A 14,833-nucleotide genomic window follows, 5' to 3' on the forward strand; every position below is an offset into this window, starting at 1 on the left:
GGCGCATGACTCCTCAATAAATAAAATGACTTCAACCGAACGTAAATGCATAGGCCGAGACACCCGGATCGAGAAACTCGATGCTGAACGTCCGGTCCGTCACGCCGCCGCTCTGGCGTACCAATTGATACAAACGCTGTTCGCTCACCCTGCCGCTGCCATCGGGTGCGACATCGGAGCCGTGGGCATCGCCAGGGGCTTTGCCATCAATGAGCACTTTGAATCGCACCGGTTTACCGTCGGCACCGGGGCCCAGCACCAGGTGCAGATCACGGGCATGGAAGCGATAAACGATGCGACTGACAGGCGCGCTGGAAGTCGCACGCTCTGAACCGACATTCCATTTTCCGTCCAGGCTCCAGTCGTTGAGGGCCAGATCGACGGGAGGGCTATACGCGGCCACTTTGTCAGGTAAAAGACCGGACTCGGGAACGAAATGCTCCGCCCGCTGGAAACCGACATAGGTTTCCGGTGATTGCACTTCGCTCATGTCCGGCGCGAGCTGAACCCCTGTCGCCTCCGCATGGATCAAACCGTCCGCGACGTTCACCGTGCCCGCTTCACGCAGCAGTTGCTGGATGACCCTTTCCGATTCGGCGTAATCACCTTCACCAAAGTGGTGATAACGAATGCGCCCCTGAGCATCGGCAAAATAGTGGGCCGGCCAGTATTCGTTGTTGAAGGCGCGCCAGAGTTTGTAGTCGTTATCGATGGCCACCGGGTAAGTGATGCCCAAGTCCTTCATGGCTTTGGTGACATTATCGACGTCCCGCTCGAAGGCGAATTCGGGCGCATGGACACCGATCACCACCAAACCCTGATCGCGGTATTTCTCGGCCCATGCTTTTACATACGGCAAGGTGCGCAGGCAGTTGATGCAGGAGTAAGTCCAGAAATCCACCAACACGACTTTGCCCTTCAAAGCTTGTGCGGTCAGTGGTGGGGAATTGAGCCATTGCACCGCGCCATCCAGCGGTGGGAGATGGCCTTCAATCGGTAGGGCGCCCGATGCCTTGTCACTCACCTTCATCGCGCCACCTGCAGCGATCATCGCCCCGCTGTTGGTCGGCGACTGGCCGGCCAACCGGAGCACCAGGGCTTGCTCGATCCCGCCGGTGGATGCGGTCGAAACCCGCGCCAGAATCCCCGTATCCACCCCCAGGGCAATCGCGGCGACACCCGCCAGCATCGCTGCCCCCAGACCACGTCGAACCCATTCGCCAGCGCCGATCGAGCGCTTCATCGCCGCGAAGACTTTACCGCCGAGCAGCAACGCCATGGCCAGCGACGTGGCGGCACCTGACGCGTAAGTCAGCAGCAACAACGTGGTTTCGATGCTTGCCCCTTGCAGCGCCGCACCGGTCAGCAACAGGCCCAGAATCGGCCCGGCGCACGGCGCCCAGAGCAGGCCGGTGGCGGCGCCAATCAGGAAGGAAGCGCCGGGACGCGGCCGGGCATCGGCGCCAGCGGCTTGCGACAATCGGCTTCCGGCCGCCACCAGTGGCCGTGTCAGACGCTCGGACAGTCGCGGCAGCAGCAGCGTCAGCCCGAACAGTGCAACGAACAGCAACGCGAGCCAGCGACCGTATTGATTGACTTGCACCACCCAACCGCCGCCCACCGCCGCCAACGTGGCGACCAGGGCGAAGGTCAACGCCATCCCCGCCAACAGCGGCAAGCCACTCTTCATAAACGGCTGCCCGGTTCGCGCGAAGACAAAGGGCAGCACCGGCAGAATGCAGGGGCTGACAATCGTCAGTACACCACCGAGGTAAGCGAGAACCAAAAGCCACATAGCGTCGACCTGCATCAAGTGAGTGAAATGACATGCCCACGAATCAAGCTGCCTGCGGCTCGAACGTCAGCGCCAGACCGTTCATGCAATAACGCAGGCCGGTAGGCTTTGGTCCGTCGTCGAAGACATGCCCCAGATGACCGCCACAGCGCCGGCAATGGACTTCTTCACGCAGCACGCCAAAGGACCGGTCCTGACGAGTGGCCACCGCTTTGTCCAGGGGGGCCCAGAAGCTGGGCCAACCGGTACGACTGTCAAACTTGGTGTTGGATGAGAACAGCGGCAGATCACAACCGGCGCAGGCAAAAATGCCTTCGCGGTGTTCATTGTTCAAAGGGCTGCTGTAGGCCCGTTCGGTGCCCTCTTCACGCAGGATTTCGTACTGCTCGTCGCTGAGCATGGCGTGCCATTCGCTGTCGCTGTGGGTCACCTCGAATACCTCCGCCGCGCCGGCATCACTGACCAGCGCGGTACGGGCGGCAAATTTTGGCAACACACCGATCACCAAGGCTGCAGCGCCCAGCCCGCCGCTCGCTACAAGAAACTGTCGCCGTGAAAACATGGCCTTCTCCAAAATTCCCGATGCCTGATAAGGAACACAGCCTAGGCTTGGGTTGATCGCCAAATCCTCACGAGCAGTTAAACAATTCGTGATAACTCGGACTGAGGAAAACCCGCACAATGTGCCCATTGCGCTACAAAGGATTGAGCTTTATGGAACAGACCAAACGTGTCCTTGTCGTCGAGGACGACCTGCACATCGCCGACCTGATCTGCCTGCATCTTCGCGATGAGCCGTTCGAGGTGGTGCACTGCGCCGACGGTGACGAAGGCATGCGCCTGCTACAGCAAGGAAGCTGGGACGCGTTGATCCTCGACCTGATGCTGCCCGGGGTCGACGGCCTGGAGATCTGCCGTCGTGCCCGGGCGATGGCCCGCTACACCCCGATCATCATCACCAGCGCACGCTCCAGCGAAGTACACCGGATCCTCGGGCTTGAACTTGGCGCCGACGATTACCTCGCCAAACCCTTTTCGATGCTGGAGCTCGTCGCCCGGGTCAAAGCCCTGCTGCGCCGGGTCGACGCCATGGCCCGAAACCTGAAAATGGACTCGGGCAGCCTGATGACGGATGGCCTGTCCATCGACCCGATCACCCGCGACGTCTCGCTCGACGGCCGGCGTCTGGACCTCACGCCACGGGAATTCGACTTGCTGTATTTCTTCGTCCGCCAACCCGGAAAAGTCTTCTCGCGCATGGACCTGCTCAACGCAGTCTGGGGTTACAGCCATGAAGGTTACGAACACACGGTGAACACCCACATCAACCGTCTGCGGGCCAAGATCGAAGCCGATCCGGCGCTCCCCGCGCGCATCCTCACGGTGTGGGGCCGAGGCTACAAATTCGCCGTCAAGGAGGAGCAGCCATGAGGCTGACCCTGACACAACGCCTGTCCCTGGTATTCGCCGTTCTGTTGCTGGTGTGTTGTGGCACATCGGCCTGGATGCAAGTGCGTTCCAACAAGATGCACGAGCTGGAAGTGGTGCAGGGGCTGTCGCGCGATCTGGCGCAACACATTGCCCATGACACGGTGCTGATGGACAGTAGTGGCCTGATGCCCAATGCCATTCGAGAACTGTTCAGCAAACTCATGCAGGTCAATCCCAGCGTTGAGGTGTATCTGCTGGACACCGAAGGCAAGATTGTCGGAAGCGCTGCACCGGAAGGCCGGATACACCGGGAGCGGATCGATCTGGCCCCCGTTCAGCGATTGCTCAAAGGCGATGCCCTGCCGATTCTCGGCGATGATCCGCGCAGCATCGACGGCCGCAAAGTGTTCAGCGCCGCGCCATTGCAGGTAAACGGCCAACCGGCCGGTTATCTGTATGTGGTACTGCTCAGCGAAGAACACGACCGCTTCGCCGAACGCGGCGCGACCAGCGCCGCGCTCAATACCGCCCTGTTATCCATCGGTCTGGTGGCGTTGTTGTGCCTGATTGCCGGCCTCACGGCATTTGCCCTGATTACCCGACCGCTGCGGCGTTTGACCGAAAGGGTCAGCCAGTTCGACATCGACGGCGTGCCCTCCACACCGCCTGCGTTAGTACCGGTAGAAAAAGCCGCCAGTCACGATGAAATTGCCGTGCTCGACGCCGCCTTCCGGCAGATGCAAACCCGCCTCAATGAACAGTGGCGTTCGCTGACCCGTCAGGATCAGGAGCGCCGCGAATTGGTGGCGAACATTTCCCACGATCTGCGAACACCACTGGCATCGCTGCATGGATACCTGGAAACCCTGTCACTCAAGGACGCCACGTTAACCTCCGCCGACCGGCGTCGCTATCTGGGCATCGCGCTCGATCAAAGCCGCAAGGTGGGTGGGCTGGCGCAGTCGCTGCTGGAACTGGTCAGACTGGAACACGGTTTTGTACAACCGGTGCTGGAACGCTTTTCCCTGACCGATCTGGTGCAGGACATTTTTCAGAAATTCGAACTGACCGCCGAAGCGCGCCAGATCGAACTGAAGGCCACTTTCGCCCCGAACGTTTCTGCGGCCTGCGCCGACCTTGGACTGATCGAACGGGTGCTGACCAACCTGTTCGACAATGCCCTGCGCGATACCCCTCAAGGTGGAGAAATCGAGCTGAGCCTGCGCCCGCAAGGGTCGTTTATCGAAGTTACCGTCAGCGACACCGGCCCCGGTATTGCGGCGCCATTACGCGAAGGCCTGTTCCTGCGCCCCTTCAACATTGGCGGTGCACGGCGCGATGGCGGATTGGGGCTGCGTATCGTGCATCGGATCCTGCAATTGCACGGTCGCGAGATCCAGTTGATCGATCTGCCCGGACGAGGCGCCACCTTCCGATTCTCCTTGCCGGTGGATCAGCAAACAGCGGAACAATGGGCGACTCACTCAATGAATCTGAATTCGATGGGGAAATAGCCGGCGTTCCGTCAATGCCCCAAAATGCCTACTCGCAAAAATCATGACCTACTGCCTGTTCATCCGTGACAACTCAGCGTAGGTCCAATAGATTAGGCGACCTGAAAAGGCCCTGTGCTTTCTCGCCTCAATTCAAGTTAAAGAAGTAGTGAAATTTCAATGTCCGATTCCAACACCGCTGAATCCGTAGTCACCCTGTCGTCCAAAGCGGAATACGAAAACTCCATCAATCTTTCACAGCATGTGCCACAGGCCAAGACCATCAGCGAGATGGTCCTGGACGCTTTTCAATCCACTCGGGAAAGCGACCAGATCCGCGAGCTGCGCGCCGCGATTCGCCAGGCACATGACAGCTTCGACGACGATAAAGCCTATGAACTGATGGGCGAACTCAAGCAACTCAAGGATGCGGAAGCGTCCGACATCGCCGCTCTCGAAGACCTGAGCAGCAAATTCCCGATCAGCCGGATTCTCTCCAGCTTCAAGGATGACCCGGCGTTTCAGGAGATCGTCTACGGCCTCGCGCTGAAGGTGCTGAACCAGACGCACCAGGCGATCAGCAACCCTAGCAGTGGCAAGAGCAAAGTGGCTCGCGCCAAGAAAGATCTTGAAGTGTTCACCATCAGCAAGGACGGCATAAACGTCACCCTGCCGCTGCGCACCCCGCGATCAAGCCTGAACGTTGACCGCAAAGCGCTGGAGTTCCTCGGCTTCACCTTCATCGGCGAAGGCGATGACGCCGTGATTGAAAGCGAGACGTTCCTGGATAACGCCGGCGTCGAACAAGCGGTCAACCGCAAGAACATCATCACCGCGTTGCAGCAGCAAACCGCATTCGCCGGCTACAGCATCGCTGCGCAGTAACACGTTTCACCCAAGAGCCCCGCCCTTGCAGCGGGGCTTTTTTGTGACTGATGTTTGCTAGTGGGTCGTATCTCCCCTTTCGTCAGGTGAAGGAATTGCTGCTTGCTTGACTATAATCAATTTGCCTATAGTTTGGTGATGCGAACCCAATTCTTTGAAACCTCTTCGTTCACCGCCACCGTTGGCGATTATCTGACGGACGATGAGTATCGTTCGCTGCAAACGTATATGCAGTCGAACCCACAGGCAGGCGATGTCATGCCTCGTACAGGTGGCTTCCGCAAACTGCGCTGGGTAGATGAGCGACGAGGTAAAGGCAGGCGTGGTGGCTTGGGGTTGTCTATTATTGGCTTATGAATGATGGCCAGTTCTGGATGTTTGCAATTTATGACAAGGATGAGCTTGAGAATTTGACTGCCGACCAAGAGAAGGCGCTCAAGAAAGCCATAGGCACAGAGTTAAAGGCACGAGGTACCCCATGAAAAAGCGCGACCTGTTTGCAGAGTTGATGCAGGGCGTTGACGAGATGGCTGCTCAGCGAGAAGGCAAGATCACGCTGCGAAATACTACGGTGGAAGATAACCCGGCTCCTGAGGTAGGCGCACAAGAAATCGTTGCGCTGCGTACTAAGTTGCATATGTCCCAGGCCGTTTTTGCCAAGCGAATTCGAACCAGCCCCAGCACCCTGAGAAATTGGGAGCAGGAAAAATCCAAGCCAAATGCTCAAGCGGCTTTATTGATTAGGCTGGTGGAGAAATTCCCCGATATGGTCGAGCGACTCCAAGCCGTTTGAGTGGATAGCTCTTTATCAAAAAGCCCCGCCTACGAGAGAAAAGCGGGGCTTTTTATTGCCTGCAAAATTCAGGAAATCGCAGGATGCAACGCCGCGATCATGTCCACCTCCACCGGCGCGTTTTTCGGCAACTGGTAAACACCGACCGTCGTGCGCGTATGTTTGCCCGCCTCGCCCAACACATGAGTGAAGACATCTGACGCGCCGTTGGCCACCTCACTGAGGTCGACGAAATCGAACGTGGATTTCACATAAACGGTGACACGAAGCAGGGCCTTGACGTTATCCAGTGAACCGACGGCCTCGCGAATCAATGCCAGCCCCCGTATCGCGCTGATGCTCGCGGCCTCTTGCGCATCGGCCAGATTGAGCTCCAGGCCCACCCGGCCCGGGTACTGGATTTTGCCGTTCATGCGAGGCACCAGGCCACTGACATACACCTCATTGTCATGCCGAAGCAGTGGCGCGTAATGCCCGCCGGCCGCGTTCTCGTCGTAGATATTGAAGCCGTGTTCTTTCGCCATCGCGAGGAAACGTTCGTCGCGGGTTAATTGCTGATTCATCTACCGAGCCCTCTTTAGCCATCATGCAAACGCGTTTTTGATGGTAGAGACAGACGCTTCTCTTGATCAGGGCAAGTTCGTATAGAATCCAGCGAACTTTACTGCCAGGGAGACCAGTAAAATGCAGGCTCAGCGCGCCGTGATCGCCGCTATCGAGTTCCAGCCAGGCGTGCCGCTGGTACAACAGATTGTCGATCAACTGTCCGAAGCAATCAGCCAGGGAGGCTTGCCCCACGGGGCCAAGTTGCCGCCGATTCGCGAACTCTCCGAATTGATGAACGTCGGAAAATCCACCGTAGTCGACGCCCTTGATCGATTGCGGGCCAAGGGGCTGGTGGTCTCACGCCAAGGCTCGGGCCATTACGTCCACCGCACGAACACCCAGACTCCAGCCGCTGCTGGCCCGGACCTGCAACCGCAAGACACCCTCAGCCGGGTTCGTCGCGCAGTGCTTGTGAATAATGGCGCATTGCGTCCCGGCTGTGGTTTTCTGCCCGGCTCATGGCTGCCCGCCGAAGAACTGCTTAAAGCCGTGCGCAGCACCCTTCGTGCGACATCGTTGCGCATGGGTGAATACGGTGAGGTCGGAGGCTACCGACCGCTGCGCGAGGCGTTGCGGGTCAAGTTGTCGACTGTCGGCATCGACGTGCCGGTGGAACAAATCATCACCACCGCCAACACCATGCAGGCCATCGACCAATTGATGCGTCTGTTGTTAAAACCTGGCGATACGGTGCTGCTCGACGATCCGTGTTACTTCAACCTGCACACCAATCTGGCGTTGCACGGTGCCAAAGTCATCACCGTTCCCCGCGATTGCACCGGGCTGGATCTGGAGGCGTTCGAGCGTTTGCTGATCGCCCATCGCCCCGTGCTCTACATGACCAACAGCACCCTGCATAACCCGACCGGGCACTCGTTTTCGGCGGCGCAGGTGTATCGCCTGCTCGAGTTGAGTCACCGCTACGGTTTCCACATTGTTGAAGATGACCTGTATGGCGATCTCCAGCAACGAAGCACCCCGCGTCTGGCCGCCAGCGGGCTGGACAATGTCAGTTACGTGTCCGGTTTCTCCAAGACCCTGACGGCCAACAGCCGAGTCAGTTACGCCGTGTTGTCACCGCAACTGGCGGCCCGAATGATCACCCTGAAGATGAGCATCGGCGGCGTGACCTCGGAATTGGCGGAACAGATCACCTGCACCATGCTCAGCAACGGCAGCTACGCCAAGCACATCCGGCGCACGGTGGACCGATTGTATGAATCGAGCAGTCGTGTGGCGCGCTGGCTGGTGGAGGCTGGGTGTTCGGTGTCATCGGTGCCAGGCGAAGGGTTGTTCATCTGGGCGCGTCTGCCCAGCGGGTTGCATGCCGAAACCCTCGCCAACAAAGGCCTCAGGAACGACCTGGTGCTGGCGCCGGGGGCGATGCTGAGTAAAGCGGCCGACGCCAATAGTTTTCTGCGCTTCAATGTTGCGCACAGCGATGATCCGCAGGTGCGGGAGCGGTTTTTCCGGTTGCTTGATAAGCGAGGCTCCTGACAGACCGTGTTGCCCCCCAACAAAAAGCCCCGCGTTTCTCTCGAAGGCGGGGCTTTTGTTTACAGCATCCGACGCTTAAGGCGCGTACGTCAGCAGCAGCTCGGTTGGCACTTTGAAGTCCAGGGACATCATCACGCTCAACGCGGTAATGGTGAAAATCGAGAACACGAACAGCTTGCGTGCCCAGACCGTGTCATCCACTGCCTTATAACCGGTCCAGGCCATGTACAACCAGTACATGCCCATGGCCGCGGCGACGGCGAGGTAGCTCATGCCGGCGTAGCCACTGAAGGTCAGCATCAAGGTCGCCACGAGGAACGCCAGGATGTAGATCAGGATGTGCTTCTTGGCCACCTGGATCCCGCGCTTCACTGGCAGCACCGGAATCGATGCAGCCAGGTAATCGTTGAAGCGGAAGATCGCGATGGCGTAGGAATGCGGCATCTGCCACAGGCTGAACATCACCAGCAACGTCAGTGCGGCCATGTCGAAGTTGTTGGTCACAGCGACGTAGCCAATCACCGGCGGCATGGCGCCCGACAGACTGCCCACCAGCGTGCCGTGAACCGACTTGCGCTTGAGGTACAGGCTGTAGAAGCCGACGTAGATGACGAAACCGATCACTGCGAACAAAGCGGCCAACGGGTTAGCCACCTTGTACAACAACGCAACGCCGGCGACACCCAGGACGGTCGCAAAGGCCAGGGCCAGTTTCAGGGAGATCAAGCCCTGGACCAGCACGCGGTTCTTGGTGCGTTCCATCTTCAGGTCGATGTCGCGGTCGATGCAGTTGTTGAACACGCAACCGGAAGCCACCACCAGGGAGGTGCCGATCATGGCGGCCAGGAAGATGGCCAGATCGACATGCCCTTTCGAGGCCAGGAAAAATCCGCCCGCCACAGAAAGCACGTTTCCGAAAATGATCCCCGGTTTGGTGATTTGGATAAAGTGCTTAAAGGACATCCGGACTTTCCTCAGTGCGCCATCATGACGGTGTGGATGCTGAACATGATCCACAGCGACAGGCCTACCAACAGGACGATTACCAACGCTGCGAAGACAAACGCGATCACGTTGTTACGCTGGGCAGCGGAGCGGTCCAGGTGGAGGAAGTACACCAGGTGCACGAGCACCTGGATCACGGCGAAGGCCAGTACGATCCACAGGGTCATGGCTTTCGGCAGCGACGGGTACATCACCAGGCCGAAAGGAATGATCGTCAGGATCACCGACAGGATGAAGCCGATGGCGTACGACTTGACGCTGCCGTGGCTGTCGTCGTGGCCGTGGCCATCGTGGGAGTGTGCATTAGCCATTACAGGGTCCCCATCAGGTAAACAACGGTGAATACGCAGATCCACACCACGTCCAGGAAGTGCCAGAACAGGCTCAGGCAGCTCAGACGGGTCTTGTTGGTCGCCGTCAGGCCGTTTTTCTGGACCTGATACATCATGATTGCCATCCAGATCAGACCGCTGGTCACGTGCAGACCGTGGGTGCCGACCAGGGTGAAGAACCCGGACAGGAAGCCGCTGCGGTTAGGACCGTAGCCTTCGGAGATCAGCATGTGGAACTCGTTGATCTCCATGCCGATGAAGCCCAGGCCGAACAGGAAGGTGATGGCCAACCAGCCCAGTACCGCCTTCTTGTTGCCCTTGAACAACGCCAGCATGGCGAAGCCGTAGGTGATCGAACTGAACAACAGGCAGGCGGTTTCGCCCAGCACGTAAGGCAGCTCGAAGATGTCGTGGCCCGACGGGCCACCCGCTACGTTGTTAACCAGTACCGCGTACACCGCGAAGATCGACGCAAACAGAATGCAGTCGGTCATCAGGTAGAGCCAGAAACCGAATACGGTCATCTCGCCCGAGTCGTGGTGATGGTCATCGTGCCCATGTCCATCGACATGGGTGTGTCCAGCATTGGTCACTAAGTTCGACATGGTTTAAGCCTGTTCCAACGAGGTTTCAACACGGGTGGCAGTGGCCGGGAGTTTCCCTGCGGCTACCAGACGTTTGCGCTGCTCGGCTTCGGTGCGCTCGATCACGTCGACCGGCACCATGTAGCCCTGGTCGTCACGGGCAGCGTGGATCACGAAGTAGATGACGGCGCCGGCGAGGCCGAAGATGGCCATCCACCAGATGTGCCAGATCATCGCGAAACCGAACACGGTCAACAGAGCACCCATGACCAGGCCGGTCGCGGTGTTGTTTGGCATGTGGATCGGCTCGTACTTGACCGGAGTCTGGTACGCAGTACCGTCTTCCTTGGCTTCAGTGAACGGGTCGATGCAGTCGGCTTTTGGCAGTACGGCAAAGTTGTAGAACGGTGGTGGCGACGAGGTCGACCATTCCAGCGTGTGGGCATTCCACGGGTCACCGTGTTCGCACATGTTTTCCGGCTTCTTACGGTCACGGACACTGACGTAGAGCTGGATCAACTGGCAGGCGATACCGCAGGCGATCATCACCGCACCGAACATGGCCACGTACAGGTACGGCACCCACTCAGGGTTGGTGGTGGCGTTCAGACGACGGGTCATGCCCATGAAGCCCAGCGCATAGAGCGGCATGAACGCGACGAAGAAGCCCGAGATCCAGAACCAGAACGCTGCCTTGCCCCAACCTTCGTGCAGCTTGAAGCCGAACGCTTTAGGGAAGTAGAAGCCGAAACCAGCGATGTAGCCGAATACGGCGCCGCCGATGATCACGTTGTGGAAGTGAGCAATGACAAACAGGCTGTTGTGCAGGACGAAGTCAGCACCCGGAATGGCCAGCAGTACGCCGGTCATGCCGCCAATGGCGAAGGTCACCATGAAACCCAGGGTCCACAGAACCTGGCTGGTCATGCGCAGACGGCCCTGGTAGATGGTGAACAGCCAGTTGAACAGCTTCACCCCCGTCGGGATCGAGATCAGCATCGTCGCCAGACCGAAGAAGGCGTTGACGTTGGCACCCGAACCCATGGTGAAGAAGTGGTGCAGCCAAACCATAAAGCCCAGGATCGAGATCGCGCCCGAGGCGTAGATCATCGAGTGGTGGCCGAACAGTTTCTTGCCGGAGAACGCCGAGATGACTTCGGAGAAGATCCCGAACGCCGGCAGAATCAGGATGTAAACCTCGGGGTGACCCCACGCCCAGAACAGGTTGACGTACATCATCGGATTGCCACCAAGTTCATTGGTGAAAATGTGGAAATCCATGTAACGGTCAAGCGTCAGCAAAGCCAGGGTAGCGGTCAGGATCGGGAAGGAAGCGACGATCAAAACGTTGGCCCAGGTGCAGGTCCAGGTGAAGATCGGCATGTCCATCAGTTTCATGCCCGGGGTCCGCATTTTCAGCACGGTGGCCAGGAAGTTGACCCCGGTCAGCGTCGTACCCAGACCGGATAGCTGTAGCGCCCAGATGTAGTAGTCCACACCCACGCCAGGGCTGTAGCCCAGTTCCGACAGCGGTGGATACGCAACCCAACCGGTACGGGCGAATTCGCCGACCCCCAGGGACACGTTGACCAGCACGACGCCAGACATCAGCAGCCAGAAGCTCAGGGAGTTCAGGAACGGGTAGGCAACGTCACGCGCGCCGATCTGCAGTGGCACCGCAAGGTTCATCAGGCCGGTGAAGAATGGCATCGCCATGAAGATGATCATGATCACACCGTGAGCGGTGAAGATCTGGTCATAGTGTTCAGGCGGCAGGTAGCCCGGCGAACCTTCAGTGGACATGGCCAACTGGGTACGCATCATGATGGCGTCGGCAAAACCGCGCAGCAGCATGACCATGGCGACGATGATGTACATCACGCCGATTTTCTTGTGGTCAACCGAGGTCAGCCACTCGGACCACAGGTAGGTCCACTTCTTGAAATAGGTGATTGCAGCGAACACGCCCAGACCGCCGAGCGCGATCATGGCGATGGTCACCATCACGATCGGTTCGTGGAACGGGACCGCTTCCCAACTTAATTTACCAAACATCGTTTACTCCTCTGCCCCGGCAGCTGAATGCGAACTCATGTCCATCCCTTCCATCTGGGCCACTTCTTTCTCTTTCTTCTCGTGGTCCACTTTCGGACCTGGTTTCATGCCTTCGTACTTGTCGACGATGGTCTGGAACAGGTTCGGTGTGAACGAGGAGTAGAGCGCGACTGGATTGTTCTGGCTTGGTTTGGAAAGGGCTTCGTATTCAGCTTTTTCAAGCTGTTTAGGTGCCTTCTTGACATCACTGACCCAGGCATCGAAGTCCGCCTGAGAGGTGGCGATTGCTTTGAACTTCATGCCGGTGAAACCCGCGCCGCTGTAGTTGGCGGAGATCCCGTCGAATTCAGCGTTCTGGTTGGCGATCAAGTGAAGCTTGGTCTGCATGCCCGCCATCGCGTAGATCTGACCGCCCAGGCCCGGAATGAAGAACGAGTTCATCACGGTGTCGGAAGTGATCTGGAAGTTGATTGGCGTGTTGGCCGGGAAGACGATCTTGTTGACCGTGGCGATCCCTTGTTCCGGATAGATGAACAGCCATTTCCAGTCCATCGACACCACTTGAATGGTGATCGGCTTGACGTCGGATTCCAGTGGCTTGTAAGGGTCCAGAGCGTGGGTCGACTTGTAGGTGACATAACCCAGGGCAATGATGATCAGCACTGGAATAGCCCACACCGCGATTTCAATCTTGGTGGAGTGCGACCACTTCGGCGTGTAGACGGCGTCAGTGTTGGAGGCGCGATATTTCCAGGCGAACAGGAAGGTCATGACGATGACCGGTACCACGACAAGAAGCATCAGCAGCGTTGCGGTGATGATCAGGTTTCGCTCATCCAGGCCAACCTGGCCCTTGGGATCGAGCAAGGTCATGTTGCAGCCTGACAGCAACAATGTGCCAATCAGCGGCAATAAGCCTAGTAGTCTGGGGTACCTGTTTTTACTCATCTCACGACCTCTAAAGCAGCTTGCGCAATGCAGTTGGGTTTTGATCGCCAACACTTCACCCTGCCAAGGGTTGGCATTTTTCTTGGATTGAATAAGGGCTGCCCGTCGCGCGTCAGACGCTGCTCGACAAATCCTGGGACAGCGGTAAGTTCTTATTCGAATTCGTGGTCAAAGGCCTTGTTACAGACCAATTCCATTTGGTGCGGATAGTTGGAAGGCTCCGACACCTGGGAGTCGCATGAAGCGTTCAAGCCTCTCGACGCCCTACTTTCTGCTCATGCTGAGCAGTGCCGGGAATTCAGTGCGGGCGATTGTAGATATGTAACGATTCATAAACCATGTCTCATCCCGAAATAATTTTTATCCATTCCAGCAACAATCATTAACGGATTTCGCAAAAGTCCGGCATGGTATCGAAATCGATTCTCAACAAAAACACCAAAATTAGTAGGTCTACCTTGCGCAGTTCAGACAGCTTCGAGGCGTCTTCGCCCTCCTCCGACACTGCTCAACGCCCTATGAGACAAGGGCTAGGGCATTTCGCCAGGCCCTGTTAAAACTGCCTGCTCCAGCATTTCCAGGGTCGGATGATCATCCACCGCAACAGACCCATTTTGTTGCCCGCCCCCATGCCAATTCAGCCCCTTGAAATGCCTTGCGACACTCACGCTGTGACAACATGTCGCACACGTGTCGCACCCTTGCTTGTCGCGCGTCACGGTCTTTTTATCTGGCCTCTGAAAATGCAAAACGCCCCGGCCCCCTCAACGAGGGCCGGGGCGTTTTCATGAATGACGCAGCGGTGCGGCGAACCGCCTCAGCGCAGCGCTTTGCGGTTACGCGAAGTCAGCAACGGCACCAGAATCACGATCAGCACGAACGCTACCAGCGCCCATTGTGCCAGCGACAGACCGAGGATCGGCGGGTACGGCGTGGAGCAGAAGCCATCCACCTGGAAGCCCAGCGGGAAGATCTTCGCCAGCGGCAGGCCATCGACAATCGGCTGCAGCACATCGATGCCGCAACTGACCGCCGGGTAGAACTGGGTGTAGACGTGATGCCCGGCAACGGCTGTGCCTGCCAGAGCGCTGATGACCACCAGCGTCTCGAACACGGTAATGCTGCGACGAGTGCGCGTGGCCGCGCCGATGAAGGCAAACACCGCGATAAACAACAACGCGTAGCGCTGGAGAATGCAAAGCGGGCATGGGGCCTCGCCCAACACAATTTGCATGTAAAGCGCGCCGCCGATCAACGCCAGGCAGATGATGCCCAGCAACACCAGATAGCGCCGTTCGCGCCCCAATCGCATTGTTTCCTCGCTCATCGCGTTTCCCTTTTAGATAGCAGTTGCCGCCAGTCTACACGCAGGCTCTAAGGTTTGAGAGCCTTGCGCGCGCCGGTGGATT

At 58.1% G+C, this 14,833-nt stretch carries 14 protein-coding genes and 1 pseudogene; 6 read left to right on the plus strand and 9 right to left on the minus strand.

Annotation, left to right across the window (positions count from 1 at the left end; genetic code table 11):
- Window positions 1-31: 31 nt before the first annotated feature.
- Both NL116_RS25850 and msrB read right to left on the minus strand, forming a co-directional pair.
- Window positions 32-1,795 carry a cytochrome c biogenesis protein DipZ gene (locus tag NL116_RS25850; RefSeq protein ID WP_494374626.1) on the minus strand — a complete coding sequence of 588 codons (1,764 nt, stop codon included), beginning with the start codon at window positions 1,793-1,795 and terminating at the stop codon, window positions 32-34.
- 43 nt (window positions 1,796-1,838) lie between these two features.
- Window positions 1,839-2,357 (minus strand): peptide-methionine (R)-S-oxide reductase MsrB, encoded by a 519-nt coding sequence (gene msrB, locus NL116_RS25855; RefSeq protein ID WP_494374627.1) that lies wholly within the window; start codon window positions 2,355-2,357, stop codon window positions 1,839-1,841.
- A 152-nt stretch (window positions 2,358-2,509) separates the two neighbouring features.
- On the opposite strand from msrB, the gene NL116_RS25860 reads away from it, so the two are divergent.
- The 5 genes and pseudogenes from NL116_RS25860 (at window position 2,510) to NL116_RS25880 (ending at window position 6,397) form a co-directional block, all read left to right on the plus strand.
- Window positions 2,510-3,226 (plus strand): response regulator transcription factor, encoded by a 717-nt coding sequence (locus NL116_RS25860; RefSeq protein WP_494374628.1) that lies wholly within the window; start codon window positions 2,510-2,512, stop codon window positions 3,224-3,226.
- Complete coding sequence (locus tag NL116_RS25865; protein ID WP_494374629.1) at window positions 3,223-4,740, plus strand: sensor histidine kinase; 1,518 nt, start codon at window positions 3,223-3,225, stop codon at window positions 4,738-4,740. The genes NL116_RS25860 and NL116_RS25865 overlap by 4 nt, the downstream gene beginning before the upstream one ends.
- A 159-nt stretch (window positions 4,741-4,899) precedes the next feature.
- Window positions 4,900-5,604: a hypothetical protein gene (locus NL116_RS25870; RefSeq protein WP_494374630.1), complete on the plus strand. Its 705-nt coding sequence runs from the start codon at window positions 4,900-4,902 to the stop codon at window positions 5,602-5,604.
- A gap of 138 nt (window positions 5,605-5,742) precedes the next feature.
- Window positions 5,743-6,086, plus strand: a pseudogene (locus NL116_RS25875) (toxin).
- Window positions 6,083-6,397 carry a helix-turn-helix domain-containing protein gene (locus tag NL116_RS25880; protein ID WP_140668471.1) on the plus strand — a complete coding sequence of 105 codons (315 nt, stop codon included), beginning with the start codon at window positions 6,083-6,085 and terminating at the stop codon, window positions 6,395-6,397. Before NL116_RS25875 ends, NL116_RS25880 begins: the two are co-directional and overlap by 4 nt.
- A gap of 68 nt (window positions 6,398-6,465) precedes the next feature.
- On the opposite strand, the gene NL116_RS25885 is transcribed toward NL116_RS25880, so the two are convergent.
- Window positions 6,466-6,960, minus strand: a complete 495-nt coding sequence (locus NL116_RS25885; RefSeq protein ID WP_494374631.1) for a RidA family protein — start codon at window positions 6,958-6,960, stop codon at window positions 6,466-6,468.
- A 121-nt stretch (window positions 6,961-7,081) separates the two neighbouring features.
- Here NL116_RS25885 and NL116_RS25890 point away from each other — a divergent pair, with 121 nt between their 5' ends.
- Window positions 7,082-8,500, plus strand: a complete 1,419-nt coding sequence (locus NL116_RS25890; protein ID WP_494374632.1) for an aminotransferase-like domain-containing protein — start codon at window positions 7,082-7,084, stop codon at window positions 8,498-8,500.
- A gap of 75 nt (window positions 8,501-8,575) precedes the next feature.
- Here the strand turns inward: NL116_RS25890 and cyoE are convergent, their stop codons facing one another.
- The 6 genes from cyoE to NL116_RS25920 all read right to left on the minus strand — a co-directional run bounded on the left by cyoE (window position 8,576) and on the right by NL116_RS25920 (window position 14,751).
- Window positions 8,576-9,463, minus strand: coding sequence for a heme o synthase (gene cyoE, locus NL116_RS25895; RefSeq protein ID WP_494374633.1), 888 nt, complete (start codon window positions 9,461-9,463; stop codon window positions 8,576-8,578).
- 11 nt (window positions 9,464-9,474) lie between these two features.
- Complete coding sequence (cyoD, locus tag NL116_RS25900; RefSeq protein WP_027922712.1) at window positions 9,475-9,816, minus strand: cytochrome o ubiquinol oxidase subunit IV; 342 nt, start codon at window positions 9,814-9,816, stop codon at window positions 9,475-9,477.
- Entirely contained in the window at window positions 9,816-10,442 is a 627-nt protein-coding gene (locus NL116_RS25905; protein ID WP_027922711.1) for a cytochrome o ubiquinol oxidase subunit III, read from the minus strand. Before NL116_RS25905 ends, cyoD begins: the two co-directional genes overlap by 1 nt.
- A 3-nt stretch (window positions 10,443-10,445) precedes the next feature.
- The gene (gene cyoB / locus NL116_RS25910; RefSeq protein WP_494374634.1) at window positions 10,446-12,476 is read right to left on the minus strand and encodes a cytochrome o ubiquinol oxidase subunit I; all 2,031 of its coding nucleotides are present in this window, start codon (window positions 12,474-12,476) and stop codon (window positions 10,446-10,448) included.
- A 3-nt stretch (window positions 12,477-12,479) separates the two neighbouring features.
- Window positions 12,480-13,424 carry a ubiquinol oxidase subunit II gene (gene cyoA / locus NL116_RS25915; protein WP_027922709.1) on the minus strand — a complete coding sequence of 315 codons (945 nt, stop codon included), beginning with the start codon at window positions 13,422-13,424 and terminating at the stop codon, window positions 12,480-12,482.
- Window positions 13,425-14,241: 817 nt separating this feature from the next.
- Window positions 14,242-14,751 carry a disulfide bond formation protein B gene (locus NL116_RS25920; RefSeq protein ID WP_123435056.1) on the minus strand — a complete coding sequence of 170 codons (510 nt, stop codon included), beginning with the start codon at window positions 14,749-14,751 and terminating at the stop codon, window positions 14,242-14,244.
- Between the last annotated feature and the right edge of the window lie 82 nt (window positions 14,752-14,833).

The organism is Pseudomonas sp. FBCC-B1667, assembly GCF_059133255.1.

What these genes read in the sequence shown, in the direction of transcription:
- NL116_RS25850 (WP_494374626.1), bottom strand. Translation starts at nt 1,795, where the DNA reads ATGTGGCTTTTGGTTCTCGCTTACCTCGGTGGTGTACTGACGATTGTC.
- msrB (WP_494374627.1), bottom strand. Translation starts at nt 2,357, where the DNA reads ATGTTTTCACGGCGACAGTTTCTTGTAGCGAGCGGCGGGCTGGGCGCT.
- NL116_RS25860 (WP_494374628.1), top strand. Translation starts at nt 2,510, where the DNA reads ATGGAACAGACCAAACGTGTCCTTGTCGTCGAGGACGACCTGCACATC.
- NL116_RS25865 (WP_494374629.1), top strand. Translation starts at nt 3,223, where the DNA reads ATGAGGCTGACCCTGACACAACGCCTGTCCCTGGTATTCGCCGTTCTG.
- NL116_RS25870 (WP_494374630.1), top strand. Translation starts at nt 4,900, where the DNA reads ATGTCCGATTCCAACACCGCTGAATCCGTAGTCACCCTGTCGTCCAAA.
- NL116_RS25880 (WP_140668471.1), top strand. Translation starts at nt 6,083, where the DNA reads ATGAAAAAGCGCGACCTGTTTGCAGAGTTGATGCAGGGCGTTGACGAG.
- NL116_RS25885 (WP_494374631.1), bottom strand. Translation starts at nt 6,960, where the DNA reads ATGAATCAGCAATTAACCCGCGACGAACGTTTCCTCGCGATGGCGAAA.
- NL116_RS25890 (WP_494374632.1), top strand. Translation starts at nt 7,082, where the DNA reads ATGCAGGCTCAGCGCGCCGTGATCGCCGCTATCGAGTTCCAGCCAGGC.
- cyoE (WP_494374633.1), bottom strand. Translation starts at nt 9,463, where the DNA reads ATGTCCTTTAAGCACTTTATCCAAATCACCAAACCGGGGATCATTTTC.
- cyoD (WP_027922712.1), bottom strand. Translation starts at nt 9,816, where the DNA reads ATGGCTAATGCACACTCCCACGATGGCCACGGCCACGACGACAGCCAC.
- NL116_RS25905 (WP_027922711.1), bottom strand. Translation starts at nt 10,442, where the DNA reads ATGTCGAACTTAGTGACCAATGCTGGACACACCCATGTCGATGGACAT.
- cyoB (WP_494374634.1), bottom strand. Translation starts at nt 12,476, where the DNA reads ATGTTTGGTAAATTAAGTTGGGAAGCGGTCCCGTTCCACGAACCGATC.
- cyoA (WP_027922709.1), bottom strand. Translation starts at nt 13,424, where the DNA reads ATGAGTAAAAACAGGTACCCCAGACTACTAGGCTTATTGCCGCTGATT.
- NL116_RS25920 (WP_123435056.1), bottom strand. Translation starts at nt 14,751, where the DNA reads ATGAGCGAGGAAACAATGCGATTGGGGCGCGAACGGCGCTATCTGGTG.